The following is a 24731-nucleotide window of genomic DNA, read 5'->3' on the forward strand; positions in this document are numbered from 1 at the left end:
GGCCCGCACCATTTCCGTGGCGCGGGCCGCCCGCAGGTCGATGCACGCTAGTTCTTCGGGGACGCCTTGGCGCTCGGGGACGCCGACGGCGACGTCGAGACGCCCGGGACGGCGCCGCCGCTCGCGTTCTGCGCCTGCGTCGCGTCGTCCTCGCCCGAGGCGTACTGCTTGGTGACCTTCCACTTGCCGTCGATCTTGGCCAGGGCGAGCCGGATCAGGTTCGCCGGGACCTTGCTGGTGCCCTGCTGGCTCGTGCCGGAGATGTCCACCGTCACCACGGCGCTCGCGAACCGGCCGTCCACGTCGCCGACCGCGACCGCGACGGTCTTGGACGTCAGCGCGGCGTTCGGGTTGCTCTTGAAGGCGTTCGCCAGGTTCGGCACCGTCGTCGACTTGTACTTCTCCAGCAGGTCGCCGCCCATGAGCCGCTGGGCCTTGGTCATCTGCTGCTGGTAGTTCGCGGCGTTGTAGGTCGCCGCGATGTCGCCGTAGGCGGCGGCGACCTTCGCGACGGCGGCCCGGTCGTCCTTGTCGGACTGCAGGCCGGCCGCCGTCCGCCACTGCCAGACGGCGAGGGTGGCGAGCACCGCGAGCGCGACGACCAGCGCGGCGGCGGTCCCGGCCGGGATGCCGAGGACGAGGCGCCGGGCGGGCGGATCGGCGTCCTCGTCGTCCTCGGCGGGCTCGGGGGTCGGCTCGATCCGCGGCTTCGGCTTGGGCTTCGGCGCGGTCTTCACCGCGGCGGCCCTGGGCTTCGGCTTGGGCCTCGGGGCGGGCGCGGGCTCCTCCTCGGCCTCGTCCTCGGCCTCCTCGGCGTCCAGCGCCTCCAGGACGTCGTCGAGGTCCTCGTCGTCGTCCTCGATGACCTCGATGACCCGGACCCGGCGCTTGCGCTTGCGCGCGGCGGGAGCGGGGGCGGGGGTCTCCTCGTCCGCCGCGCCCTGCTCCGCGGCGACCTCCTCGGGGGCGTCCTCGCCGCCGGTGACGTCCTTGGTGATCTTGGCTGTCACGTCAGCACTCCTCGGGGGTCGGAATCAGTCCCGCCCGCGGCGCCGGAGCCGCGGGAGGCGGGTCAGTCGGGACACCACGGGCACCGAGCCCGCCATCACCCTGATCAGCACCAGCAGCGCCAGCACCGGGGGAACGTACACTAGCCAAATCGGCGGCCCGCCAGAAGAGTCCTTCTTCGCGTTCGCGGCCTGCTGCGCCTTGACGTCCCGCACGTCCGCGGACGCGTCGTGGGTCGGGATGGTCTGGCCGGGGCTCTTGCCCGGGTAGGTCTTCTGCGGCGCGGTGACCGGCTGGCGCCCGCCGGGGCACGACAGCTTGGGGTTCACGCCCGGCTGGGCCTTCGGGTACTTGTACTCCAGCGCCGCCTGCTTCTTCAGGGTGACCTGGAAGACGACGTTCAGCACCGGCTTGCCGCCCTCCTCTCCGATCACGCTGTTGAGCACGTGGTTCAGCTGCGGCGCCTTGTCCAGGACGTAGCCGAGGTCGCTGTAGAGGTCCGGGTCGTAGGAGGTCAGGCCGAGCGTGCCGACGGCGTCGACCGCGCACCCGAAGTCGTCGCCCGTCTCGTCCAGCAGCCCGTTGACGGTGCCGAGCAGCGTCGGGCCGCGGTCGCGCAGCTCGGCGAGCTGGCCGCGGACCTGGGCGAGCGCGCCGGTCAGCGCGGCGACGTTGTCGATGCCGGCGCCGAGGTCGCCGCGGTGGTCGTTCAGGACGGTGGAGATGCGGGCGAGGTCCTTGGTGAGGCCGTCCAGCAGGTCGGTGTTCTGGGCGAGCGTGGCGGTGAGGTCGTCGCCGCCGTTGATGATCTGGCGGAGCGAGTCCTCGCGGCCCGACCAGCCCTCGGCCAGCTCGTGGGTGAGGATCTTGGCGTCCTCGGGCTTGATGGCGTTCAGCGTGGACAGCACGGCGTCGAACAGGTCGCCGTACTTGGGCGGCACCTTGGTGCGGCTCACCGGGATGACCTCGCCGTCGCGCATGGCCTCGGGGGTGCCCTGGCCCTGGCCGGGCGGCGGGGTGAGCTCGACGACGGGCTCGCCGACCGCGGACTTGCGGGCGGCGGCGGCGCTCACCCCCTTGGGGATCTTGACGCCGCGGTTCATGTCCAGCCGGACGACGACCTTGTCCTGCTCCAGCTTCACCGAGTCGATCTTGCCGACGCGCAGGCCGAGGTAGTCGACCTCGAAGTTGGGGTGCAGGCCCGGGGACGACTCGAACTGGACGGTGATGTGGTACGGCCGGTCGATGAAGTCGAACCGGATGACGTTGTTGAACGCCCAGATCACCATGATCACCGCGAGTGCGGCGAACACGCACAGGTTGATGGCGATGCGTCTCGTCACGACCGCGGCTCCAGGATCTCGTCGAGGCCCGGCAGCGCGCCGCGCAGGTCCTTCGGCAGCTTGGCGACGTTCGCCGATTTCGCCGACTTCTGCCCCGGGAGCGTCTGGCCGGGGATGACCACCGAACCGTCCGGCCAGGTCAGCCGGAGGATCGGGTAGAGGAGGAGCTGGCCGTCGTAGGTGGCGAGCGGCAGCTTGGTGGTGAAGGCGACGAGGCCGTTGACGAGGCCGGTGAGCCGCTTGCGGTTGCCGCCGAGCTGCGCGAGGACGGGGTCGAGGTCCTTCAGCAGCGTGCGGAACCGGGCGACGCGGCCCTCCAGCACCTTGTCGTTGAGCTGCTTCGCCATCCGGGTCAGCTTCTGGACGACGGCGAGGATCTGCTCCTTGTCGTCGTTCAGCACCCGGGTCGCCTTGGCCAGCTCGCCGGGCGCGTCGCCGAGCGCGTCCTTGTTGCTCGCCAGGGACCGGCCGAGCCGGGCGAACCGGTCGACGGCGAGGCCGAGCTCCTGGCGCTGGTCGGCGAACAGCTTCAGCAGGTCGGCGGACTTGGCGATGGTGGTGTTGAGCTTCTGGCCGTTGCCGTCCAGCGCGGTCGCGCCCGCGTCGACGACGGCCGCCACGTCGTTGCCGGCGAGGGCCTTCAGCAGCGGCCCGGCCTGCCCGACGACCTGCTCGAACGCCGGCTGCACGCTGGTGTTCGCGATGACCGACCGGTTCGCCAGGTAGGGGCCGCGGTCGAGGCGGCCGCCGGCCGGCAGGATGATGTCGACGTAGTTCTCGCCGAGCAGCGAGGTCACCTTGATCTCGGCGCGGGTGCCCTGCGGCAGCCGCACCCCGTCCTTGATCGACAGCGTGACCCGCGACTTGTAGCCGGCCAGCTCGACCTTCTTGACGCTGCCGATGTTGACGTCGGACATCTTGACGCTGTGCCCGGCGACGAGGCCCTGCGCGTCGTCGAACGTCGCGTACAGGGTGAGCCGCCCGCCGGGCGCGCCCGCCGTCTTGTAGGAGCAGCCGGTGAGCGCGAGGACGAGCGCGGTGACCAGCCAGAGCGCCTTGCGTGTCACGGGCCGCCTCAATTCGATTCCGGGAACGGCGTGAACGGGCAGTTGGAGTTGGGCTTCGGCAGCGGGCAGTTGACCGCGTCGGTGTTCTGGAAGCCCTTGATCCAGGTCCGCAGGAACGCGTCGGTGGCGAACCGGATCTGCAGCGACTCGTTCTTGGGGTTGTAGCCGCCGATGAACGCCTTGTTGACGCCGGGCAGCGCGGCGATCAGCCCGGCGATCTGCTTGGCGTTGCCTTTGAGGGTGAGCGCGACCTTGGTGAGGACGGCGAGGTCGTAGGGCAGCTGCCCCTTGTAGCGGTCGAGCAGCTTGCCGCCGTTCTTCGACAGCGCGAGGACGCCGTTGACGAGGTCCTGGAGCTCGCCGCGCTCGGCGCCGAGGACCCGGGTCGCCTCGCCGAAGTTGCTGATCATCTCGCCGAGCACCTGCTCGCGGCCCCGCACGACGCCGGCGAGGCGGCGCAGGTTCCGGGCGACCTCGATGAGCTCCTTGTCCTGGCCGGCGACGTTCTCCACGAGCCGGCCGCCCTCCTCCAGGGTGGCGTTGAAGTCGCGGCCGTTGCCGTTGAAGGACGAGGCGGCGGTGCCGAGCGCGGACTGCACCTTGGTCGGGTCGAGGGCGTTGGCGAGGTTGGTGAACGACGACAGGGCGTCGTCGACCTCGACGGGCACGTGCGTCCGCTCGATCGGGATGACGTTGGAGGTCTGCCGGGCCTCGCCGGGCTTCCACGCCGGGTGCAGGACGAGGTTGCGCTCGCCGACCAGGTTCAGCGGGACGATGGAGGCCTGCACGCCCTGCGGCAGCGGCACGTTCCTCCGGATATGGAAGGTGATCTTGATGCGGTCGCCCTCGGTCTGCACCTTGTCGACCAGGCCGACGTCGGCGCCCATCACCTTGACCTTGGACTCCTTGTAGAAGGAGCGGGCCTTGGCGACGTAGACGACCATGGTGCGCTCGCCGCCGCCGGGCGCCGCCGAGCAGCCGCCGAGCGAGGTCGCCATGGCCAGGCAGAGCGCGACGACCAGGCCGGTGCGGCCCGGCCGGCGGCGCGGGGTGGGGTCGCTCATCAGTTGCCTCCTGCGGCCGTCGCGCCGGTGGCGTCGGTGGTGCGGCGGGTGGAGATCGGGCCGGCCGGCTGGAGCGGGCCGAGGCCGGTCAGCACGCCCTCGATCCAGTTCCCGTTGCCCTTCAGCAGCGAGACCTGGTTGAAGGTCGGCCCGAGCAGCGAGAAGTCGGTGTTCAGCGCGTCCATGTTGGGCGCGAGCCGGGTCGTCAGCAGGTGCAGGTTGCGGAGCAGGCCGTCGAGCTGCTTCTGGTTGCGCTCGATGACGTTGGACAGCGTCCGCACCGTCCGGCTGCTCTGCCCGATGGTCGCGGCGAGCTCGTTGCGGCGGTCCACCAGCGCCTGCAGCAGCGTCCGGCTCGCGTCGATGATCTGGCGGAGCCGGTCGTCCTTGGCGGCGAGCGTGCCGGTCAGCTTCTTGCTGGAGTCGATGAGCCGCTGCACCTCGGGGTAGGACTCGTTCAGCGCCGCCGACACCGACTGCACGTTGCGCAGGATGCGCTTCAGCTTCGCGGCGTCCGGCGCCTGGATCCTCCCGACCTCGGTGAGCAGCTTGTCGATGCTCTTCTCGTCCAGCTTCCCGACGATGTTCTGCGCGCCCTCCAGCGCCTCGGGGACGGTGAAGGGGACGGCGGTCCGGGCCAGCGGGACGCGCCGCCGCGACTCCGGCACGTCCGCCATGTAGGGCTTGGTGACGGGGCCGGACAGCTTCAGGTAGCGGCCGCCGAGCAGCGTCGTCGTCTGGATCTCGGCGCGGGTGGCCGGGCCGAGGTCGATGCCCTTGTTCATGTGCCAGGACACCACGACGGTGCCGGTCCGGAAGTCGGGCTCGACGGCGGTGACGCGGCCGGCCTTCATGCCGGCGACCCGCACGTCCTGGCCCTTCTTCAGGCCGGCGGTGTCGCTGAAGACGCCGCTCATCCGGTAGCCCTGGTCGAACAGGTGGAGCTGCCCGACGGCGAACGCGAACGTGACGCCGATCGCGAGCACGGCGAGGGTGACGACGGCGACGGCGCGCCGGTTGGTGTCGCGCAGGGACTTCAGCGCCATGTCAGCCCACCCCCGCCAGCATCTTCTTCAGCTTGTCCAGGTCGGCCTGGCTCGGCGTGTTGTCCTTGGGCTTCTGGCCGGGCGCGGCCGGCAGCTCCATCTCGAACGGGCACGGCCCCTGCTGGATGTTCAGGCAGAGCGCGTTGGTGCGCATGTAGTGGCCGCCGTTGACGGCGGCGAAGAGCTGCCGCAGCGTCAGCGGCAGGCCCTGCACCATCTTCTCCAGCGCGTCCACGTTGATCCGGAAGGTGTCGGCGAACGTCCCGAGGTTGGCGATGATGCGGGCGAGCTGCGCGTCGTTGCCGCCGAGGATCTGGTTCAGGTTGGTGGTGACGCCGGCGACCTGCACCACCGCGCTGTCCAGGATCTTGCGGTTGTCGGCGAAGACCCGGGTGAGGTCGGCGAGGTTGTCGACGCTCCGCGCGATCTCGCGGTCCCGGGTGGCCAGCGTCGAGCTGACCGTCTCGTAGTCGCCGATCATCTGCTGGATGGTGCGCTTGCGGGAGGCGAAGGTGGACAGCAGCCCGTCCAGCTCGTTCACCATCGTGCCGACGTTCTGCTCGTTGCCGTCCAGCGCCTGGGAGAACGCGAACAGGATCTTGTTGAGCTGGTTCGGGTCCAGGTTGCGGGTGAGCGGGCCGAGGCTGTTGACGACCTCGCCGAGGTCGACCACCGAGCGGGTGTGCGGGACGCGGCCGCCGGGGCCGAGGCGGCCGGGGCTCGTGCCGGGCTCCAGGTAGACGACGCGCTGGCCGACGACGTTGCGCCAGCGGATCGCGGCGGTGGAGTCGTCGGGGACGCGCACGTCCTTGTCTATCTTCATGGCGACCACGGCCTTGCCGAGCACCACCTTGATGGACTCCACCTGCCCGACCGGCGTTCCGGCGATCTTCACCGCATCGCCGCTCAGCAGGCCGGTGACGTCGTCGAAGGTGGCGGTCAGCCGGTACCGGTCGGCGAAGCTGGTGCCGAGGATCTGCTGGCCGATGAAGAACGTCAGCAGGCCGGTCAGCAGGACGAACACGCCGAACTTGGCGGTCACCGCGTACTTGGGGCCGCGGCCGGGGTTGCCGCGTCGCGGGCTCATGGCTTCCCCTTCTGGGACGTCGGCTGCGACGCCTTCCCGGTGGTGGTGAGGTCGAAGGCGGTGGTGGACGGGGCGGGGGTGCAGGCGTCGATGAGGGTCTGGCAGAGGTCCAGCGGCAGCACGTCCCGCGCCTGGGCGATCATGGTGCCCTGCGGGCCGGGGGTGCGGATGATGTCGGCGAGCAGGTTGAAGAAGCCGTTCAGGCCGTCGACGAGCTGCGGCAGCCGGTCCGAGCGGGTGGCGACGACGTGCACCGCCTTGCCGCCGCCGTCGATGATCGACCCGAGGTTGTCGCCGTGCGCCTGGAGCTGGGTGCCGACGGTGTCGGCGAGCCGGCCGCCCTGCGTCAGGAGCTGGCTGACCTTGTCGGGCCGGTCGTAGATCACCGGGGCGAGGCCGTTGAAGTCGCGGACGGTCTGGCCGAGCGTGCCGCCGCGGTCCCCTAGCGTGCCGGACAGGCCTTCGATGTTGGCGATGATGCGGGCGAGCTCGGCGCGGTCGGCGTGGGTGGCGTCGATGACGGTCGCGCCGTTGTCGACGACGCGGCGGAGCGCGGGGCCCTCGCCGGACAGGCCGGCGCCGAACGTGCGGACGATGGCCGACAGCTCGTCGGGGTTGATCGCCTTGGTGAGCCGGTAGGTCGGCCAGGCGGTGCCCGACAGGTCCTCGGGGTCCTTGGTCCGCGCGATGGTGCCGCGGTCGGGCAGGTAGGGGCCGGTGAGCTCGCCGGCGCCGAGGTCGAGCGCGACGTCCTTCGGCCCGAACACCGACACCGGCTCGACGGTGGCGCTCGCGGTGCGCGCCACCTTCACGCCCTTGTCGACGCGGAGCACCACGTCGACGCGGCCGTCCCGCTGGAGCTCGATCTTGTCGACGGTGCCGACGGTGATGCCGCGGATCTTCACGTCGGACTTGCCGGGGTCCAGGCCCTGCCCGGCCCGCGAGAACGAGGCGTTCAGGTAGGTGGACCCGGCGTGCGAGGGCGTCGAGCTGATCGCGACGGCGGCCGCGGCGGCGGCGATGACGCCGGCCCCGAACAGGCCGAACATCGTCCGCGAGCGCGAGGAGAGGGTTTCGTCGCTCATCCGGTCAACCTCACAGTGCCGCCGTGGCCCCAGAAGATGTACGACAGGACCAGGTTCATCAGGATCATCAGGATGGTCGACTCGCGGATCGCGCGGCCGGCGGCGACGCCCACCCCGACCGGGCCGCCGGCGGCGTAGTAGCCGCGGTAGCAGTGGATGAACATCACGATGAACGCGAAGACCGCCACCTTGATGACGCTGTAGAACACGTCGATCGGCGGTAGGTACAGGTGGAAGTAGTAGTCGTAGATGCCCGGCGACAGCCCGTAGTAGCTGATGGTGATGAACCGGGTGGCGAAGAACGCCGCGAACAGCGACACCAGGTACAGCGGGACGAGCGCGATGACGCCGGCGGCGACGCGGGTGCAGACCAGGTAGGCCAGGGAGTTGATGCCCATGACCTCCAGCGCGTCGATCTCCTCGGAGATGCGCATCGCGCCGATCTCGGCGGTGAACCCGGTGCCGACCTGGGCGACCAGCGCGACCCCGGCGATGATCGGGGTGACCTCGCGGACGTTGGAGTAGCTGGCGACCAGGCCGGTGAAGGCCTCCGCGCCGATCCGCTCCAGGCCCGGGTAGCCCTGCAGGCCGACCATGGCGCCGGTGGCGAGGGACATGGTGGCGATCACGAAGATCATGCCGCCGCCGATGACCAGCGCGCCGACGCCCACCGAGATGTCGCTGACCTGCTTGGCGAGCGTCTTGCCGTACTTGCGCTTGACGATGATGTCGACGACCAGGTGGTAGAGCACCCGGCCGAGGAAGACCGGCAGGTTCGCCGAGGCGGACAGGCCCGCGGTGCGGCCCTGCACCGCCCGGCCGAGCCGGCGTACGGGGGAAATGGCGACCATCAAAACCTCGGGGGGACGAGGACCTGGTACAGCATCTGGATGGTGTAGTTCACCGCGAACACGATGATCGAGGTGACCACCACCGCCTTGTTCACCGCGCGGCCGACGCCGACCGGGCCGTAGTCGCAGTTCATGCCCATGTAGCAGGCGACCGCGGCGGCGATGAAGCCGAAGACCCACGCCTTGAACAGGGTGACCAGCAGGTCCGAGAACTGGAGCAGGGTGGTGGAGCCGTCGAAGAAGGCGCCCGGGCTCACGCCCTGCTGGATCACGTTGAAGTAGTAGCCGCCGAGCACGCCGGCCAGGATCACCACCGAGCAGAGCAGGGCGGAGACGGTGCTGCCGGCCCAGAGCCGGGGGGTGACCAGCCGGTGGATCGGGTTGATGCCCATGACCTCCATGGCCGACAGCTCGTCGCGGATGTTGCGCGCCCCCATGTCGGAGGTGATCGCGGATCCGCCGACGCCGGAGACCAGCAGCGCGGCGGCGAGCGGGGCCACCTGCTGGACCATGGCGGAGACGAGCAGCGCGCCGGTGCCGGACGCGGCGCCGAGCTGGCGGGCGATGTCGCCGACCTGCAGCGAGATCGTCGCGCCCAGCGGGACCGCGATCAGCATCACCGGCACGCTCGTCACGCGGGCGAGGAACCAGCACTGCTCGATGAACTCGCCCCACCACTGGCGGACGTCCCAGGTGCGGCGCAGCCCCTCCAGGAGGGTCACGCAGAGCAGCCCGGTCTCGTCCAGCGCTGTCCCGACCCGTCGGCGGGCCAGGTCGGGGGCCTTGTTCAGGCTCAGGACCATCAGCCGGAGACCTCCCCCTCGGGGGCAGGGCGAAGGGCCATTCCAGCCTCCTTCTTTCTCGGACGTCGGCGCTCATCCGAAACACCGCTCCCCGGCGGAGCGCGGGCCGCCCGACCGAAAACGGGCCTGCCGCCGCCCCTCCCGGGACCGGAACCACAGAGGGCGCCCGGTTGTCATCGGGACGCGGGTTCCCCTGCTGTGATCTGAAGCACTCTATTGAAAGAAGGTCTAAGAAGCGAGTACTTACATCCGCATTTGTCCGAAGATACGATCATCCGGTGCACACCACCACAGACAACGGCACGGACCCGCTGGTCACCGGCGTCCACGACCGCTGGACCGACCAGGGAATGGCCGGCGGACCCTGGCCCTTCATGGCCATGTGCTCCATCGGACGCCTGCACTCGGTGCTGAAGAAGGCCCTCGACGTCGAGCTGAAGAAGGCCGATCTCAGCCGGACGGGCTACTTCCTGCTGACGACGCTCGCGCTGACCGGCGAGGGCAGCGCGCGGCTCAGCACGCTCAGCCGCTTCCTGATGATGCACCCGACGTCGGTGAAGCTGACGGCGGACCAGCTCGAACGTGACGGCCTCGTGACCCTGCTCCCCCACCCGCACGACCGGCGCGCGACGCTGGTGCGGATCACCGGTGACGGGCGGACGCGCGCCGCCGCGGTCAACGAGGCGCTGGAGTCGCCGTCCGGGCCGCTCGGCGCCCTCGACGGCATCCACCGCAGCGTGTTCGAGGCCCTGCAGCCGGTGCGCCTCGCGGTGGGTGATCTCGACCTGTAGGAGCCCGGGAAGCGGTGAACCCACCGTGACGGCGGCTGCGTAAACCGTCATGACGGGACACAGCACGCTGACGATAAGGCAATCTACTTCTATGCCACAGAGTCACGGCACCCGCAGGAAACCGCGCCGGGGCCACCCGCCCGCGGCCCGCACGGAGCCCGCCCCCGACGCGTACGGCGACCGCCCGTACGGCGAGGAGCGGTACGCCGGCCTTCCCGCGGAGCCCCGCAAGAGCGGCGTCCGGCGCGTCTTCGGCGTGCTGACGCACAACGTCACGATCGCCGTCGTCGGCATCGCCGTCATCGGCGCCGGGCTGACGTTCCTGGACCCCGGCAAGCTGCCGGGGGCCGGTTCCAAGCCGCCGAAGATGGCCGCTTCGGGCATGTCCGCCAACGACATGCTCGCCAAGCTCACCCACACCGGCGACATGGATCCGATCGCCGCCAACGCGGTCGCGTCGGCCAAGGAGAACGCCTACAAGGCCGAGCAGAAGCGCATCGCGGCGTTGAAGGCCAAGGCCAAGGCCGACGCGAGGGCGCGCGCCAAGCTGAAGGCGCTGGAGGCCAAGCGCAAGGCCGAGGAGGAGCGCAAGAAGCTCGCCGCGTCCAACCCCAGCGCGCAGCAGAACAAGGCGTACGGCCGGAAGATGAGCGCGCTGAAGGGCTGGGGCGGCTGCTGGTCGTCGCTGGAGACGCTGTGGGACCACGAGAGCGGCTGGAACGAGCGGGCGGAGAACCCGGGCAGCGGCGCCTACGGCATCCCGCAGGCGCTGCCGGGCAGCAAGCTCGCGAGCGCGGGCCCCGACTGGCGGACGTCCTCCCCCACCCAGATCGCCTGGGGCCTCGGCTACATCAAGGCCCGCTACCACGATCCGTGCGGCGCCTGGGCGTGGTGGTCGTCCCACCACTGGTACTGATGGGCGGTCTCCGTTGACGGGACGGCCGGCGCGGCGGGCGGCGGCGGGGTGAGCGAGGGCGGGCGCCAGTGGGCGCGGGCCGACGCCACCCGCCACGCCCTGCTGGAGGCGGCGCAGCGCGTCTTCGCCGACCGCGGCTACGCCGACGCGGGCATCGCCGAGATCGTGGAGCGCTCGCACGTCAGCGTCGGCAGCCTCTACCACCACTACGGCGGCAAGGCGGGCCTGTACCTGGCGCTCTGGGAGGAGCTGACGGCCGAGCAGGAGCGCGCGGCGGCGCAGGCCGTCGCGGCGGCGCGGCCGGGCGCCGACGGCGACGCGATCGCGCTGTTCGTCGCGGGCGCCCGCGCCTACCTGGAGGTGTGCTGGGAGCGCCGCGAGGCCGCCCGGCTCTTCCACGCCGGCGAGGGCCCGTCGGGGTTCTCGCTGATGCGGCGGCAGCGGGCGCAGCGCTGGATCGGGCAGAACACCAAGCTCCTGCACGGCGCGGGCGGCGGCCGCTCCACGCAGGTCCTCAGCCTGGTGCTGACGACCGTCATCGGCGAGGCGGGCCGCGAGATCGCGCTCGCCGACGACGCCGGCGCCGCCCGCGAGATCCTCGACGAGGTCTGCCGCATCCTCGTCCGCCTCGCCGGCTGACCCCCCGGTCAGGTGCGTTCGGTGACCTTGCCCGCGTCGACGTCCAGGTGGCGGGTGGTGCGGACGGCCGCCAGCATGCGGCGGTCGTGGGTGACCAGCAGCAGGGTGCCGGGGTAGGAGTCCAGGGCCGACTCCAGCTGCTCGATCGCGGGCAGGTCCAGGTGGTTGGTCGGCTCGTCCAGGACGAGCAGGTTCACGCCGCGGGCCTGGAGCAGGGCGAGGGCGGCGCGGGTGCGCTCGCCGGGCGACAGCGTCGCGGCGGGCCGCCGGACGTGGTCGGCGCGCAGCCCGAACTTGGCGAGCAGGGTGCGGACGTCGGCGGCCGTCAGGTCGGGGACGGCGCGGCCGAACGCCTCCGCCAGGGGCTCGTCGCCGAGGAACAGGCCGCGGGCCTGGTCGACCTCGCCGACGACGACGCCGGGGCCGAGCGCGGCGTGCCCGGCGGCGAGGCCGGCGCGGCCGAGCAGGGCGGCGAGCAGCGTCGACTTGCCCGCCCCGTTGGCGCCGGTGATCGCGACGCGCTCGGCCCAGCCGATCTCCAGGTCGACGGGGCCGAGGGTGAAGCCGCCGCGCTCGACGACGGCGCCGCGCAGGGTGGCCACGACCGCGCCCGAGCGGGGCGCGGCGGCGATCTCCATGCGCAGCTCCCACTCCTTGCGGGGCTCCTCGACGACCTCCAGCCGCTCGATGGCGCGCTCGGTCTGGCGGGCCTTGGCGGCCTGCTTCTCGCTGGCCTCAGAGCGGAACTTGCGGCCGACCTTGTCGTTGTCGCTCGCCTTGCGGCGGGCGTTCTTGACGCCCTTGTCCATCCAGGCGCGCTGGGTGCGGCCGCGCTCCTGGAGCGCCGACAGCTTCCCGGCGTACTCCTCGTAGTCCTCGCGGGCGTGCCGCCGCGCCACCTCGCGCTCGGCGAGGTAGGAGGCGTAGCCGCCGCCGAACAGGTTGATCCGCTGCTGGGCGAGGTCCAGCTCCAGGACGGCGGTGACGGTGCGGGTGAGGAACTCGCGGTCGTGGCTGACGACGACGGTCCCGGCGCGCAGGCCGGCGACGAACCGCTCCAGCCGCTCCAGGCCGTCCAGGTCCAGGTCGTTGGTCGGCTCGTCCAGCAGGAACACGTCGTAGCGGCTGAGCAGCAGCGACGCGAGGCCGGCGCGGGCGGCCTGGCCGCCCGACAGCGACGTCATCGGCTGCGCGAGGCCGACGTCCAGGCCGAGGTCGGCGGCGACCTCGGCGGCGCGCTCCTCCAGGTCGGCGCCGCCGAGCGCGAGCCAGCGCTCCAGCGCGGCGGCGTAGGCGTCGTCGGCGCCGCCCGCCCCGTCGACCAGGCCCTGCGTGGCGGCGTCCAGGTCGGCCTGGGCGGCGGCGACGCCGGTGCGGCGGGCGAGGAAGGCCGCGACGGTCTCGCCGGGGCGCCGCTCGGGCTCCTGCGGCAGGTACCCGACCGTCGCGGCCGGCGGCGTCGCGCGGACGGCGCCGCGCTCGGGCGCGTCCAGGCCCGCCAGGAGCCGCAGCAGGGTGGATTTGCCGGCGCCGTTGGCGCCGACGAGGCCGATGACGTCCCCGGGGGCGACGACGAGGTCGAGCCCGGAGAACAGGGTGCGCTCGCCGTGGCCGGCGGCGAGGTCCTTGACGACGAGAGTGGCGCTCATGACGCCGTCAAAACTAGCGGGCGCGCCAGGGTGAGGCGGCCTCGGTGGCGCGCGCCGCCGCCGAGACCCGCAGCCCGTAGGCGGGCCGCGGGTCGCCCTCGACGGTGACGGGGCCGAGGTAGGCGTGGCCGGTGAGGTGGCACCAGGCCGGGAGGTCGATGGGGGCGGCGGGGTCGGTGGCGATGAGGTGCACGACCGCGCCGTCCGGCAGGCCGGCGATGCGGCCGCGCAGCTCCAGCAGCAGCCGCACGCACGCCTTGTCCCCGCCGTCGATCACCAGCATGGGCCCCACGGTAGCCCGCTCACGCGGCCGGGGCGAGGGCGCCGTCGCGGGAGACGAGCGCGGCGTAGCGGCCGCCGAGGGCCATCAGCTCGGCGTGCGTGCCGCGCTCGGCGACGCGGCCGCGGTCCAGGACGACGATCTGGTCGGCGTCGCGGACGGTGGACAGCCGGTGCGCGATGGTGATCGTGGTGCGGCCCGCGCTGAGCGCGTCCACGGCCTCCTGGACGGCGCGCTCGGTGCGGGTGTCCAGGGCGCTGGTCGCCTCGTCCAGCACCAGCACCGGCGGGTCGCGCAGGATGGTGCGGGCGAGCGCGAGGCGCTGCTTCTCGCCGCCGGAGAACCGGTAGCCGCGCTCGCCGACCATGGTGTCGTAGCCGTCGGGCAGCGCGGTGATGTGGTCGTGGATCTGCGCGGCGCGCGCGGCGGCGTGCAGCTCCTCGTCGGTCGCGTCGGGCTTGGCGAACCGCAGGTTGTCGGCGACGGTGGCGTGGAACAGGTAGGTCTCCTGGGAGACGACGCCGACGGCGCCGGCGAGGTCGGCGAAGGAGGCGTCGCGCACGTCCACGCCGTCGATGGTGACGCGGCCGGCGGTGACGTCGTACAGGCGCGGCACCAGGTAGCTGAGGGTGGTCTTGCCCGAGCCGGTCGCGCCGACGACGGCGAGGCTGCTGCCGGCCGGGACGGTGAGGTCGACGTCGTGCAGGGCGGGCCGGGCGCCCGTGTCCGCGTCCGTGTCGGGGTCGTAGGAGAACCCGACGTGCTCGAAGCGGACGTCGCCGCGCACGTCCTTCAGCGGGACGGGCGTCGCGGGCTCCTCGATGTCGGGGCGCAGGTCCAGGTACTCGAAGATGCGGCGGAACAGCGCCATCGAGCTCTGCACCTCCACGCCGGTCTGCAGGAGCTGGACCATCGGGCGCAGCAGGCCCGACTGGAGGGTGGTGAAGGCGACCAGCGTGCCGACCGACACGAGGGGGTGGCCGCCGGAGACGGTGAGGCCGGCGCCCCAGTAGATGATCGCGGGCATCGCCGACATGATGATGCCGATGGTGGACTGCCGCCAGCGCCCGGCCATGCTGGAGCGGATCTCCAGGTCGACCAGGCTGCGCGACTCGTCGGCGAACTGGCGGGTGAGGGCGGGCGAGCGGCCCATCGTGCGGCCGAGCAGGATGCCGCTGACCGACAGCGACTCCTCCACGATCGCCGACATGGCGGCGAGCTGCCCCTGCCGCCGCGTGGTGATCTTTCGGCGCTCGGCGCCGACGCGGCGGCTGATCCAGACGAAGAACGGCAGCATCACCAGCGAGATGAGGGTGAGCCGCCAGTCCAGGAACACCATCGCGACGACGGTCGCGACGACCGAGGTGAAGTTGGAGACGAGCGAGGTCGCCGTCGAGGTGACGGTGGACTGCATCGAGCCGATGTCGTTGGCGATGCGCGACTGCACCTCGCCGGTGCGGGTGCGGGTGAAGAAGGCCAGCGGCATGCGCTGGAGGTGGGCGTAGACGGCGGTGCGCAGGTCGTGCATGACGCGCTGGCCGACGCCGGTGGAGACGTAGGTCTGCAGGACGCCGAACACGCTGGTCGCGGCGGCCACGGCGATCATGCCGAGGGCGAGCAGCGTCAGCAGGCCGGTGCGGCCCTGCGGCAGCGCGACGTCGAGGACCTCGCGCAGCATGAACGGGGAGGCGAGGCCGACCAGCGACGACAGGCCGACCAGCAGGGCGACCAGCAGCAGCCGGCGGCGGTAGGGGACGAACAGGCGCAGCACGCGCCGGACGTCGGGACGCTTCGGGGTCTTCTCGTCGTTGTTCTTCTCGGTGTTGCTCGCGGTGCGCTCTTCGACGGCTTGCACAGGCGGCTCCTTCGGAGGGGAACGGGTCACGGACACTCTAACTGAGTCTGCCTCATAATTATTTCCTGGACAATGAGGTATGCTCAGTGGCATGCAGAACGAGCTCGGCGACCTGCTCATCCGCCTCACCAAGCGCCTCCACCACTTCCAGAAGGAGCGCCTGGCGCCGCTCGGCCTCACCCCCTCCCAGTCCCGCGCGCTCCGCGTGATCGTCGGCAGCGGGCCGCTCCGCATGGTCGACCTCGCCGAGCGGCTGGGCGTCGTCCCCCGCTCGGTCACCTCGCTGGTGGACGCGCTGGAGGAGGCGGGCCTCGCCACCCGCTCCCCCGACCCGGCCAACCGGCGGTCCCTGCTGGTGGAGGCCACCGACCGGGGACGGGCGGCGCGCGCCGAGATGGCGGCGGTCCGCCGCGAGGCCGCCGAGCGGGTCCTCGCGCCGCTGGACGCCGGGCAGCGCGCGACGCTGCTGGAGCTGCTCACGGTCATGGACGCCGGGGACGGCCCGTGCGCCCGCCCGCCCCTGGCCGACTAACTCGAATCGAGTTAGTGTGGCCCGGTGCCGCGCTCCCCGCTCACCGGACTGCTCGGGCTCTGGGTCTCCCTCACCCTCGGCGTCCCGTTCCTGCTGATCTCCGTCGCCGGGCGGGCGCTGCCGCCCGCGTCCCTCACCTGCGCCCGGTTCGCGCTCGCGGCCGTGACGGTCCTCGCCGTCGGGACGCTGCGCGGCGGCGCGCGCGCCACCCTCGCGGGAGCCGCCCGGCTGCTGCGCGGGCGGCCGCTGGAGACGGCGGCCGTCGCGCTGTGCAGCGCCGCGCTGCCGTCGCTGCTCATCGCCGCCGGCGAGCGCCACGTGCCGACCGGCCTCACCTCCCTGCTGCTCGCGACGACGCCGATGTGGATCGCCGTCGGCGCGATCCCGCTGGCGCCCGCCGAGCGGCTCGGCCGCGCGCGCTGGGCGTGCCTCGCCGCCGCGTTCGCCGGGACGGCCCTGATGTCCGCCGGGGGCGGCGGTGCGACGTGGTGGGCGCTGCTGCCCGCCGCCGCTGCGGTCAGCTACGCGGCGGGCGGCCTGATCGTCCGGTTCCGGCTGCGGGACGCCGACGCGACCGCCCTCACCTGCGCGCAGATGGCGGTGGCGGCGCTGGCGACGGCGCCGTTCGCGCTGCCGGGGCTGGCGGGCGCCGCCCGGACGCCCGGCCCGTGGGCGGCGGTGCTGGCGCTCGGGGTGGTCTGCTCGGGGCTCGGCTGGCTGGCCAACACCGTCCTCGTGCAGCGGGCCGGGGCCGTGCAGGCGTCGCTCGTGTCGTTCGCCGCGCCCGTCGTCGCGGTGCTGCTCGGTACCGTCGTCCTCGGCGAGCGGCTCGCGCCGGTCCAGGCGGGGGCGGCGGCGGTCGTGGTCGCGGCCGTCGCGGCGTTCGCCGCGCCGCGCCGGGCGCCCGCACGCCGGAAGGGAACCGTCATCCTCGAACTCGCCGTCCTCGGCTTCCTCGCCGACGGGCCCCTGCACGCCTACGCGCTGCGCAAGCGCATCACCCGGCTCGTCGGCCACGTCCGGCCGGTCAGCGACGGCGCGCTCTACCCGGCGCTGGAACGGCTCCGCAAGCAGGGCCTGCTGTCGCGCGAGCAGGCCGCCGGAGAGGGCGGCCCGCCCCGCCGGGTCCACGCCCTCACCGCCGCCGGGCACGCCGAGCTGCGCCGCCGCCTCGCCGAGCCGGACGCCCTGGACGTCAGCGACCGCAACCGCTACTTCGTCGTCCTCGCCTTCCTGCACCTGCTGCCGGTGGCGGACCAGATCGCCGTGCTGGACCGGCGCCGCGCCTTCCTCGACGACCCCGGCCGCGGCTTCTTCGGCGACGGCGACGGCGACCGGCCGCTCCGCGAGGACGAGCTCGGGACGCCGTTCCGCGCGGGCCTGCAGCGCATCGCGCGGGCGACCTCGGTCGCCGAGCGCGCCTGGCTCGCCGAGACGCTGGCCGGGCTGCGGGCGGCCGCCGCCGGGCCTTCTGCCGGCTGATCGAGGCGGGTAGAGTCCGCGCCACCGGACCGCTCGTCCACGTCAGGCGGGAGCGCGCATGGCCGAACGCCCGCACGGAAGCCAGACCGGGGGCGGGCCGCCGCCGTTCGCCGCGCCGCAGGTCGTCGCGGTCGCGGCGCTGCTCGCCGGGATCCTCACCGCGCTGTCGCCGCGCTACGGCTTCCACCGAGACGAGCTGTACTTCCTCGTCGCCGGCGACCACCCGGCCTGGGGCTACACCGACCAGCCGCCGTTCACGCCGCTCGCCGCGCGGGCCTCGACGGCGGTGTTCGGGACGTCGCCGCAGGGCCTCCGGGTGCCCGCGACGCTGGCGGCCGCGGCGGTCGTCGTGCTGGTCGCGCTGGCCGCCCGCGAGCTCGGCGGGGGCCGCCGCGCGCAGGTCCTCGCGGCCGCGCTGACCGCCTGCTGCGGCTACGTCCTCGCCGTCGGGCACCTGATGGTCACCGCGACGTTCGACCTGCTCGCCTGGACGGCGGTCGCGCTCGCCGCGCTGCGGCTGCTGCGCACCGGCGACCGGCGGTGGTGGGCCGCGCTCGGGCTGCTCGCCGGCCTCGCCGCGCTGAACAAGGACCTGGTGGCGCTGCTCGCCGTCGCGCTGCTCGCGGGCGTCCTCGCCACCGGGCCGCGCGCGGTGCTGCGCGGGTGGTGGCCGGTCGCCGGCGCCGCCCTCGCGCTGCTCGTCGCCGCGCCCAACCTGTGGTGGCAGGCCCGGCACGGGTGGCCGCAGCTCACCGTGGCGGGCGGCATCAGCGACGACGACGGCGCCGAGAACCGGATCCTGTTCGTGCCGCTCCAGCTCGCCTACCTGTCCCCGTTCCTCGTGCCGGTGTGGGTCGCGGGCGGCCTGCGCATGTGGCGCGAGCCGGCGCTGCGCTGGTCGCGGCCGTTCGTCGCGGGCTACGGCGTCCTCGCGGCGCTGGTGGTCGCGACCGGCGGCAAGCCCTACTACGCGCTGCCGCTGCTCCTCGTCTGGACGGCGGCGGGCTGCCTGCCGCTCGCCCGCTTCCTGCGCTCGGCCGGGCGCCGGGCGCTCGGCGGCGCCGTCCTGGTCCTGGCGGCGGCGAACAGCGCGTTCATCGCGCTGCCGGTGCTGCCGGTGAGCGCGATCGGCGCCGCGAACGCCGTCAACCCCGAGCAGGGCGAGCAGATCGGCTGGCCCGCGCTGGCGGACGCCGCCGCTGCGGGCTGGGCGCGCGTCCCGGCGGCCGACCGGGCGCGCGCCGTGCTGTTCGCGCAGAACTACGGCGAGGCGGGCGCGCTGGCCCTGTACGGCCCGGCCCGCGGGCTGCCCGCCCCCTACTCGGGGCACATGGCGTTCGCCGGCTGGGGGCCGCCGCCCGATTCCCGCGACGGCCCCGTCCTGATCGTCGCGCAGCGCGACGCCACCGGCTTCGAGGCGCGGTTCCGCGCCTGCCGCGAGGTGGCCCGTGCACGCACCGGAGCCGACAACGAGGAGGACGGCGCGCTCGTCGTCCTCTGTTCCGGGACGCGAAAGCCCTGGTCGGTGCTGTGGCCGGAGCTGCGGCACTTCTACTAAAGCCGGAAGTGGTCCGCGCGGCGCGTCGCGCAGCGTTATCCTGCCCCTCGATCGCCTTGTCCCCCAACGGAAGGCCGGAGCGGTTCATGCCGACCTCGACGTGGTACCGGCTCGACGTCGCCAAGCGCGAGCGCGTGCTCGAAGTGGCCATGCGCGAATTCGGCGAGCACGGGTATTCGACCGGGAGCCTGAACTCCATCGCCCGCGAGGCGGGCATCGCGAAGGGGTCCCTGTTCCAGTACTTCAGCGACAAGCTGGAGTTCTTCGCCTTCGTCTGCGACGAGACCTCGCGCCGGGCGCGCGAGGAGATGGAGCGCCGCATCGCCGGGGTGGACGCCGAGCAGCCCTTCGACGGCTGGCTGTTCGACGTGCTCTGCGAGTGGACCGAGTACATGGCCGACCACCCGCTGGAGCGGGCGATCACCGCCGCCACGAACTTCGAGCTCGACAACAGCGTGCGCTCGGTCGTCCGCGACACCGCCAACCAGCACTACCTCCAGGTGGTGAACCCGGCGATCCGGCTCTGGCAGGAGCGCGGCGACATCCGCGCGGACGCCGACCCCGACGTCCTCGCGGCGCTGCTGATGCTGCTGCTCCCGCACCTGGCGCTCGCGCCCTACTACGACGGCCTCGACCCGGTGCTGGACCTGCGCGGCCGCGCGCCGGCCGAACAGCGGCCGATCATCCGGACGTTCATCGCCGGGATCAAGCCGCTGTTCGCGCCGCCGAAGTAGCGCCCGCGCCCCCGCTAGCGGACGACGTAGTCGGCGGGCCGCGCCTTGCGGCTGCCCGCCCAGAACTCGAAGGTGTGCCCCGGCCACAGCGTGCGGTTGACGCCGCTGTCGTCCAGGTACCAGCTCTGGCAGCCGCCCTCGCTCCACACCGACCGGCGGAGCCGCTTGTGCATCCGGTCGTTGAAGGAGCGGAGCGCCTCGGGCTTCGGCTCGATGCTGGTGCCGCCCCGCTCCTGGACCAGCCGGAGGCAGCTCAGCACGTGCTGGATCTGCGCCTCGATCATGAACACGACCGAGTTGTGGCCGAGGCCGGTGTTCGGGCCGAGCAGGAAGAACAGGTTCGGGAAGCCGGGCAGGGTGGTGCCGCGGTAGGCCTCGATGCCGTTCGCCCACGCCTCCTGGATCTTGATGCCGTCGCGGCCGACGATGCGCTGCTCGCCGAGCGCGTCGGTCACCTTGAAGCCGGTGCCGTAGACGATGCAGTCGACCTCGTACTCGGTGCCGTCGGCGGTGACGATCGAGTGCTCGCGGACCTCGGCGACGCCGGCGGTCTCCACGTGCACGTTGTCGCGGGTGAGCGCCGGGTAGTAGTCGTTGGACAGCAGCACCCGCTTGCACCCGATGGTGTAGTCGGGGGTGACCTTGGCGCGCAGCTCGGGGTCGGCTATCTGGCGCTTCAGGTGCCAGCGGGCGAGCGCCTCCATCGGGCCGCTGAGGCGCGGGTCGATGGTGAAGCCGACGGCGCGGGCCTCCAGCGTCCAGTAGATGCCGCTGCGGAAGGCGCGCGCGGCGCCCGGCACCTTCTCGAACACCGTGCGGACGGGCGCGGGGATCGCGCGGTCGGGCTTCGGCTGGATCCACGGCGGCGTCCGCTGGAACAGCACCAGGTCGGCGGCCTTCTTGGCGATCTGCGGCACGAACTGGATCGCCGAGGCGCCCGTCCCGATGACGGCGACGCGCTTGCCGGCGAGGTCGTAGCCGTGGTCCCACTCGGCGGAGTGGAACGCCGTCCCCTGGAACCGCTCGATGCCGGGCAGGTCGGGGAAGGAGGGGATGTGCAGCGCGCCGATGCCGGATACGACCGCGCGGGGGGTGAGGACGTCGCCGCCGGCGAGCGTCACCTCCCAGCGCCGCTCGGCGTCGTCGTACTCCATCGCCTCCACCTCGGCGCCGAAGCGCAGGTGGTCGAGCAGGCCGTACTTGCCGGCGACGCGCTCCATGTAGGCGCGGATCTCCGGCTGCGGCGCGAACATCCGCGACCAGCCGGGGTTCAGCTCGAAGGAGAAGGAGTACATGTGCGACGGGACGTCGCAGGCGCACCCGGGATAGGTGTTGTCGTGCCAGGTGCCGCCGAGGGCCTCGCTCTTCTCCAGGATGACGAAGTCGTTGAAGCCGGCCTTCTTCAGCTGGATCGCCATGCCGAGCCCGGCGAATCCCGAGCCGATGATGACGATCGCCGGTGCGCGGTCGCTCATGGTCTTCCTTCCGCAGTAACCTACTCCCGGTAAGTTACCGCGAGTAGGTTACTGACGGTAGGTCCAACAGATAGGATTCCGCTGTGAGCGCCACCACATCCGGCCCGGCATCCGGTCCGGCGCGGCGCCGCCGGATGTCCCGCGCCGAGCGGGAGCGGCAGATGCTCGACGTCGCCGAGCGGATCTTCGGCGAGCACGGCTACCAGGCCACCTCCATGGACGAGATCGCCGAGCTCTGCGGCGTCTCCAAGCCGATGCTCTACGAGTACTTCGGCTCCAAGGAGGGCCTGCTGCGCGCCTGCATCGCCCGCTCGCGCGCCGAGCTGCACGACGTCACCCGCAAGGCCCTCGCGGGCGCCGCCGAGCCGCGCGACATGCTGCGGCGCGGCATGTCCGCCTACTTCGGGTTCGTCGACTCCCACAGCCGCTCGTTCGCGATGCTGCTCCAGCAGCCGCTCGCCGGGCCGCCGGGGTCGGCGGGCGAGATCGAGGAGACCCGGCAGCAGCAGAGCGCGCTCATCGCCGGCGTCCTCCGCGCCTTCGCGCCCGCCGCCCCCGACGTCGCCGTGCTCGCCTACACCGAGATCATCATGGGCGCCAGCGAGCGGCTCGCGCTCTGGGGCACCGGCCGCGACGACGTGACGCCGGACGAGCTCGCCCGCCACATGACCGACTTCTGCTGGCAGGGGCTCGGGCCCTACCTCTCCTGACGGCGGGGGCGCCCGCCGCCGGGTCCGGCGAGATGATCGCGGGCCGGGCCGCGTCCTCGTAGGCTGCCCTCACACCTACGTCCCCCGGAGGTACAGATGGGCGTCGCGCACTTCGACGGAGCACTCGCGGTGGTCACCGGAGCGGGCAGCGGGTTCGGCCGCGCCACCGCGCTCGCCCTCGCCGGGCGGGGCGCGTCCGTCATCGCCGCCGACATCGACCTGCCGTCCGCCGAGCGCACCCTCGCGCTCGCCAAGAAGGCCGGCGCGACCGGCGCCGCCTACCGGGTGGACGTCGCCGACGGCGCGGCGATGGAGGAGTTCGCCGGGTGGGTCCGCGAGGAGCACCGCACCCCCGACATCGTGGTCAACAACGCCGGCATCGCCGTCGCGGGACCGTTCCTCGCCACCGGCACCGCCGACTGGGAGCGCATCATCGGGGTGAACCTGTGGGGCGTCATCCACGGGTCGCGGCTGTTCGGCCGGCAGATGGCCGAGCGCGTCGCGGCGCTGCCCGCCAAGCCCGACAAGCCCAACTTCGGCGGCCACATCGTCAACGTCGCGTCGGCCGCCGCGTTCGCGCCGCAGCGCTCGCTGCCCGCCTACAGCACCACCAAGGCCGCCGTGCTCATGCTCAGCCAGTGCCTGCGCGCCGAGCTCGCCGGGTCGCGGATCGGCGTCACCGCCGTCTGCCCGGGGTTCGCCAAGACCGGCCTCGCCCGCAGCTCGATCCACGTCGGCGTCTCGGCCGAGGCGCAGGAGTCGCTGCGGCGCCGCTACGACAAGGCGTTCCAGTGGCGCGGCTACCCGCCCGAGAAGGTCGCCGAGCGGATCGTCGACGCCATCGTGAAGAACCGCGCCGTCGTCCCGGTGAACTTCGAGGGGCACCTGCTGCACGCGCTGTCGCGGGTGTCCCCGGCGTCGCTGCGGCTGATCGCGCGGATCCCGTCGCCGCAGCGCTGAGCGGGCGCCCTACCGCGGCAGCGGGGCGTACGCCCGCTCCGCCACCTCGACGCCGGCCGGGTGGTCCAGCATCGCCAGGCAGGCGACGTGGCCGGGGCCGGGGTCCAGGGCGCGCATCGCGAAGCGGTCCGCCAGGCCTGGGCGGCCGTCCCAGGCGAGCAGGGCGGGCGGCTCGTCCGGCCCCGAGACGCGCAGGCGGGTGAACGGCTCGCGCAGCCCCTCGCCGGTGGCCTTGGTGAGGGCCTCCTTGCGCGTCCAGTAGGCGAGGAGGGCGGCCTCGTCCGCGGCGGCCTCGCCGGCGGCGAGCAGGTGGCTCCCGATGTCGGCGGTGAGGCGGCCCGAGGCGGCCTCCACGTCCACCCCGACCGGGCCGTGCACGGAGACGGCGACGGCGACGCGGTCGCCCGAGTGCGAGACCGACACGCGGGGGCCGCCCTCGACCCGGGGGGCGCCGTGCGGCTTGCCGCAGTCGGCGCAGGAGCGGTCGAGGGGAACACGTTCCGGGGCGACGCCGAGGAGCGGGGCGAGGGCCGTCCGGGTCATCACGACGCCGAGCGTGAAGCGCTCGCGGTCCTCGGCGTGCAGGTAGCGCTCCCGCCGGGCGCGCTCCACCGGGTCCAGCAGGGCGCCGGGCGCGAGCGGCGCGTCGGCCAGGCTCGCCCACCAGACGGTAACGGGTTCCACTTGACTCTCCCGGCGCGATCACTGTCATCCCGGCGGGCCCGGCGCGGCCCGGACGCCCGCGGGCGCCCCTTCCGGCGAAGGGGCCGCCTGGCATCGTACGCCGGGCGGCCCGCTCCCCCTTCCCGGGTCCTCCACCTGGGCCGCTACACCCAGGACACACCAGCCGGCTTCTCGGCCACGGCGTCGACCTCCTCCTCACAGGCGTTCGCCGCGGCGTCCCCGGACCGTCACACCGGTCCCGGACGCCGCTCCCCTCCCCTTTACAGAATCACCCTAGGAGGGATTGACTGCGCATATGCCATGATCGGCCGATTCAGGTCAGAAATGGTTTACCTGAACGATGCTCGCACTTCACCGGCGGCCCGCGTCGCCTTCGCCAGGCAGCCGGCCTTCAGCGCCTCCGGGCGCTCTTTGGCGGAATGCTGCTCAATGTAGCTGATCGTCAGCACCGCGTTGCGCACCCGGAAGGTGACCTGCCCCACCACCACCGGCTGGTCCTTGTCGATCTTGAAGAGCCGGAACGCCTCGTCGCCGAGCCCGCTCCGCCGGTCCTGGCTGACGGTGCGCGCCGACACGTCGCGCGCGTCCCGCGACAGGCGCGAGGCGAAGAACCGGCGGGCGTTGTCCAGCGGCGCCGGGTAGTCGGCCGCCCGGTACAGCGTCGCCTCCACGGTGAGCCAGCGCGGTGACCCCGACATCGCCGTGTAGGTGCAGGTCGTGAGGATGGGATTGGCCAGCGGGGTGCGCCGCGCGGACGGCACGAGGTCCCGCACCACCCCGGCCGGCAGCGTCGAGCAGGGCGCCGGCAGCGCGGCGATCAGCGCGGGCGCGGACGGCGCCGCGGGCGGGCTCGACGCGGACGGCGGCGCGCTCGACGGCGGCGCGGACGTCGCGGCGGGCGGGCTCGTCTCCTCGATGCCGGTGGACCGCGGCGCCGCCGACCGGTCGCCGCCGCCCGGCGCCAGGAAGAGGAACACCCCGGCGGCCGCCGCGACGAACGAGGCGGCGGCGACGAGCCAGGCGAGGGCCCGCGGCGCGCGCGAACGGCGCGGCGGCTTCGGCGGGTCGGGCGCCGAATAGACCCGCGGGAATGGTTCGGACGAACGCGGCGA

Annotated in this window: 24 protein-coding genes; 9 read left to right on the forward strand and 15 right to left on the reverse strand. The window is 73.0% G+C overall.

The genetic code is table 11. The features are described 5' to 3' along the window. Positions 1-47: 47 nt before the first annotated feature. Genes K1Y72_RS30165 through K1Y72_RS30205 form a run of 9 tightly spaced genes read right to left on the reverse strand, consistent with a single transcriptional unit; the run spans position 48 to position 9354 of the window. Positions 48-1010 carry a hypothetical protein gene (locus tag K1Y72_RS30165; RefSeq protein ID WP_220169901.1) on the reverse strand — a complete coding sequence of 321 codons (963 nt, stop codon included), beginning with the start codon at positions 1008-1010 and terminating at the stop codon, positions 48-50. A gap of 24 nt (positions 1011-1034) precedes the next feature. Next, positions 1035-2351: an MCE family protein gene (locus tag K1Y72_RS30170; RefSeq protein ID WP_220169902.1), complete on the reverse strand. Its 1317-nt coding sequence runs from the start codon at positions 2349-2351 to the stop codon at positions 1035-1037. Continuing rightward, positions 2348-3418 (reverse strand): MlaD family protein, encoded by a 1071-nt coding sequence (locus tag K1Y72_RS30175; RefSeq protein WP_220169903.1) that lies wholly within the window; start codon positions 3416-3418, stop codon positions 2348-2350. Before K1Y72_RS30175 ends, K1Y72_RS30170 begins: the two co-directional genes overlap by 4 nt. An 8-nt stretch (positions 3419-3426) precedes the next feature. After that, the gene (locus tag K1Y72_RS30180; protein WP_220169904.1) at positions 3427-4482 is read right to left on the reverse strand and encodes an MCE family protein; all 1056 of its coding nucleotides are present in this window, start codon (positions 4480-4482) and stop codon (positions 3427-3429) included. Continuing rightward, the gene (locus K1Y72_RS30185; RefSeq protein WP_220169905.1) at positions 4482-5528 is read right to left on the reverse strand and encodes an MlaD family protein; all 1047 of its coding nucleotides are present in this window, start codon (positions 5526-5528) and stop codon (positions 4482-4484) included. Before K1Y72_RS30185 ends, K1Y72_RS30180 begins: the two co-directional genes overlap by 1 nt. A 1-nt stretch (position 5529) precedes the next feature. After that, positions 5530-6615, reverse strand: a complete 1086-nt coding sequence (locus tag K1Y72_RS30190; RefSeq protein WP_220169906.1) for an MCE family protein — start codon at positions 6613-6615, stop codon at positions 5530-5532. Beyond that, positions 6612-7700 carry an MlaD family protein gene (locus tag K1Y72_RS30195; protein WP_220169907.1) on the reverse strand — a complete coding sequence of 363 codons (1089 nt, stop codon included), beginning with the start codon at positions 7698-7700 and terminating at the stop codon, positions 6612-6614. The genes K1Y72_RS30190 and K1Y72_RS30195 overlap by 4 nt, the downstream gene beginning before the upstream one ends. Continuing rightward, positions 7697-8551 (reverse strand): ABC transporter permease, encoded by an 855-nt coding sequence (locus K1Y72_RS30200; RefSeq protein WP_220169908.1) that lies wholly within the window; start codon positions 8549-8551, stop codon positions 7697-7699. Before K1Y72_RS30200 ends, K1Y72_RS30195 begins: the two co-directional genes overlap by 4 nt. Further along, positions 8551-9354 (reverse strand): MlaE family ABC transporter permease, encoded by an 804-nt coding sequence (locus K1Y72_RS30205; protein WP_220169909.1) that lies wholly within the window; start codon positions 9352-9354, stop codon positions 8551-8553. Before K1Y72_RS30205 ends, K1Y72_RS30200 begins: the two co-directional genes overlap by 1 nt. A gap of 278 nt (positions 9355-9632) precedes the next feature. Between K1Y72_RS30205 and K1Y72_RS30210 the strand changes: the two genes are divergently transcribed. From K1Y72_RS30210 to K1Y72_RS30220, 3 genes are all read left to right on the forward strand, one after another. Further along, positions 9633-10145, forward strand: coding sequence for a MarR family winged helix-turn-helix transcriptional regulator (locus K1Y72_RS30210; RefSeq protein WP_308287291.1), 513 nt, complete (start codon positions 9633-9635; stop codon positions 10143-10145). A 91-nt stretch (positions 10146-10236) separates the two neighbouring features. Beyond that, positions 10237-11061, forward strand: coding sequence for an aggregation-promoting factor C-terminal-like domain-containing protein (locus tag K1Y72_RS30215; RefSeq protein ID WP_220169910.1), 825 nt, complete (start codon positions 10237-10239; stop codon positions 11059-11061). Positions 11062-11109: 48 nt separating this feature from the next. Next, a complete protein-coding gene (locus tag K1Y72_RS30220; protein ID WP_220169911.1) occupies positions 11110-11700 on the forward strand; it encodes a TetR/AcrR family transcriptional regulator in 591 nt (196 codons plus the stop codon). Between the two features lie 8 nt (positions 11701-11708). On the opposite strand, the gene K1Y72_RS30225 is transcribed toward K1Y72_RS30220, so the two are convergent. The 3 genes from K1Y72_RS30225 to K1Y72_RS30235 are packed head-to-tail and all read right to left on the reverse strand — an operon-like array spanning position 11709 to position 15484. Then, entirely contained in the window at positions 11709-13349 is a 1641-nt protein-coding gene (locus K1Y72_RS30225; protein WP_220169912.1) for an ABC-F family ATP-binding cassette domain-containing protein, read from the reverse strand. Between the two features lie 13 nt (positions 13350-13362). Beyond that, entirely contained in the window at positions 13363-13632 is a 270-nt protein-coding gene (locus K1Y72_RS30230; protein ID WP_220169913.1) for a sulfurtransferase TusA family protein, read from the reverse strand. 19 nt (positions 13633-13651) lie between these two features. After that, positions 13652-15484: an ABC transporter ATP-binding protein gene (locus K1Y72_RS30235; RefSeq protein ID WP_308287292.1), complete on the reverse strand. Its 1833-nt coding sequence runs from the start codon at positions 15482-15484 to the stop codon at positions 13652-13654. A 91-nt stretch (positions 15485-15575) separates the two neighbouring features. Between K1Y72_RS30235 and K1Y72_RS30240 the strand changes: the two genes are divergently transcribed. From K1Y72_RS30240 to K1Y72_RS30255, 4 genes are all read left to right on the forward strand, one after another. Further along, positions 15576-16016, forward strand: coding sequence for a MarR family winged helix-turn-helix transcriptional regulator (locus tag K1Y72_RS30240; RefSeq protein WP_220169914.1), 441 nt, complete (start codon positions 15576-15578; stop codon positions 16014-16016). A gap of 24 nt (positions 16017-16040) precedes the next feature. Beyond that, on the forward strand, positions 16041-17498 hold the full coding sequence (locus tag K1Y72_RS30245) for an EamA family transporter (protein WP_220169915.1): 1458 nt from the start codon (positions 16041-16043) through the stop codon (positions 17496-17498). Positions 17499-17556: 58 nt separating this feature from the next. Further along, the gene (locus tag K1Y72_RS30250) at positions 17557-19056 is read left to right on the forward strand and encodes a glycosyltransferase family 39 protein (protein ID WP_220169916.1); all 1500 of its coding nucleotides are present in this window, start codon (positions 17557-17559) and stop codon (positions 19054-19056) included. Positions 19057-19142: 86 nt separating this feature from the next. Next, positions 19143-19790, forward strand: coding sequence for a TetR/AcrR family transcriptional regulator (locus K1Y72_RS30255; RefSeq protein ID WP_220169917.1), 648 nt, complete (start codon positions 19143-19145; stop codon positions 19788-19790). 14 nt (positions 19791-19804) lie between these two features. Here the strand turns inward: K1Y72_RS30255 and K1Y72_RS30260 are convergent, their stop codons facing one another. Next, entirely contained in the window at positions 19805-21265 is a 1461-nt protein-coding gene (locus K1Y72_RS30260; protein ID WP_220169918.1) for a flavin-containing monooxygenase, read from the reverse strand. Positions 21266-21348: 83 nt separating this feature from the next. On the opposite strand from K1Y72_RS30260, the gene K1Y72_RS30265 reads away from it, so the two are divergent. Both K1Y72_RS30265 and K1Y72_RS30270 read left to right on the forward strand, forming a co-directional pair. Next, positions 21349-21975: a TetR/AcrR family transcriptional regulator gene (locus K1Y72_RS30265; RefSeq protein WP_308287293.1), complete on the forward strand. Its 627-nt coding sequence runs from the start codon at positions 21349-21351 to the stop codon at positions 21973-21975. Between the two features lie 96 nt (positions 21976-22071). Beyond that, a complete protein-coding gene (locus K1Y72_RS30270; RefSeq protein WP_220169919.1) occupies positions 22072-22935 on the forward strand; it encodes an SDR family NAD(P)-dependent oxidoreductase in 864 nt (287 codons plus the stop codon). 9 nt (positions 22936-22944) lie between these two features. Here K1Y72_RS30270 and K1Y72_RS30275 read toward each other — a convergent pair whose 3' ends face one another. Both K1Y72_RS30275 and K1Y72_RS30280 read right to left on the reverse strand, forming a co-directional pair. Beyond that, positions 22945-23619, reverse strand: coding sequence for a 4'-phosphopantetheinyl transferase family protein (locus K1Y72_RS30275; protein ID WP_220169920.1), 675 nt, complete (start codon positions 23617-23619; stop codon positions 22945-22947). Between the two features lie 329 nt (positions 23620-23948). Further along, on the reverse strand, positions 23949-24731 hold a 783-nt coding region (locus K1Y72_RS30280), incomplete at its 5' end, for a hypothetical protein (RefSeq protein WP_220169921.1).

The organism is Actinomadura parmotrematis, from assembly GCF_019458805.1.
GTDB lineage: Bacteria > Actinomycetota > Actinomycetes > Streptosporangiales > Streptosporangiaceae > Spirillospora > Spirillospora parmotrematis.

Bases quoted from the DNA above. Each gene is read 5' to 3' on its own strand.
- K1Y72_RS30180 (WP_220169904.1), bottom strand. From the start codon at position 4,482: ATGAGCGACCCCACCCCGCGCCGCCGGCCGGGCCGCACCGGCCTGGTC.
- K1Y72_RS30185 (WP_220169905.1), bottom strand. From the start codon at position 5,528: ATGGCGCTGAAGTCCCTGCGCGACACCAACCGGCGCGCCGTCGCCGTC.
- K1Y72_RS30190 (WP_220169906.1), bottom strand. From the start codon at position 6,615: ATGAGCCCGCGACGCGGCAACCCCGGCCGCGGCCCCAAGTACGCGGTG.
- K1Y72_RS30195 (WP_220169907.1), bottom strand. From the start codon at position 7,700: ATGAGCGACGAAACCCTCTCCTCGCGCTCGCGGACGATGTTCGGCCTG.
- K1Y72_RS30200 (WP_220169908.1), bottom strand. From the start codon at position 8,551: ATGGTCGCCATTTCCCCCGTACGCCGGCTCGGCCGGGCGGTGCAGGGC.
- K1Y72_RS30205 (WP_220169909.1), bottom strand. From the start codon at position 9,354: ATGGTCCTGAGCCTGAACAAGGCCCCCGACCTGGCCCGCCGACGGGTC.
- K1Y72_RS30215 (WP_220169910.1), top strand. From the start codon at position 10,237: ATGCCACAGAGTCACGGCACCCGCAGGAAACCGCGCCGGGGCCACCCG.
- K1Y72_RS30225 (WP_220169912.1), bottom strand. From the start codon at position 13,349: ATGAGCGCCACTCTCGTCGTCAAGGACCTCGCCGCCGGCCACGGCGAG.
- K1Y72_RS30230 (WP_220169913.1), bottom strand. From the start codon at position 13,632: ATGCTGGTGATCGACGGCGGGGACAAGGCGTGCGTGCGGCTGCTGCTG.
- K1Y72_RS30240 (WP_220169914.1), top strand. From the start codon at position 15,576: ATGCAGAACGAGCTCGGCGACCTGCTCATCCGCCTCACCAAGCGCCTC.
- K1Y72_RS30250 (WP_220169916.1), top strand. From the start codon at position 17,557: ATGGCCGAACGCCCGCACGGAAGCCAGACCGGGGGCGGGCCGCCGCCG.
- K1Y72_RS30255 (WP_220169917.1), top strand. From the start codon at position 19,143: ATGCCGACCTCGACGTGGTACCGGCTCGACGTCGCCAAGCGCGAGCGC.
- K1Y72_RS30260 (WP_220169918.1), bottom strand. From the start codon at position 21,265: ATGAGCGACCGCGCACCGGCGATCGTCATCATCGGCTCGGGATTCGCC.
- K1Y72_RS30270 (WP_220169919.1), top strand. From the start codon at position 22,072: ATGGGCGTCGCGCACTTCGACGGAGCACTCGCGGTGGTCACCGGAGCG.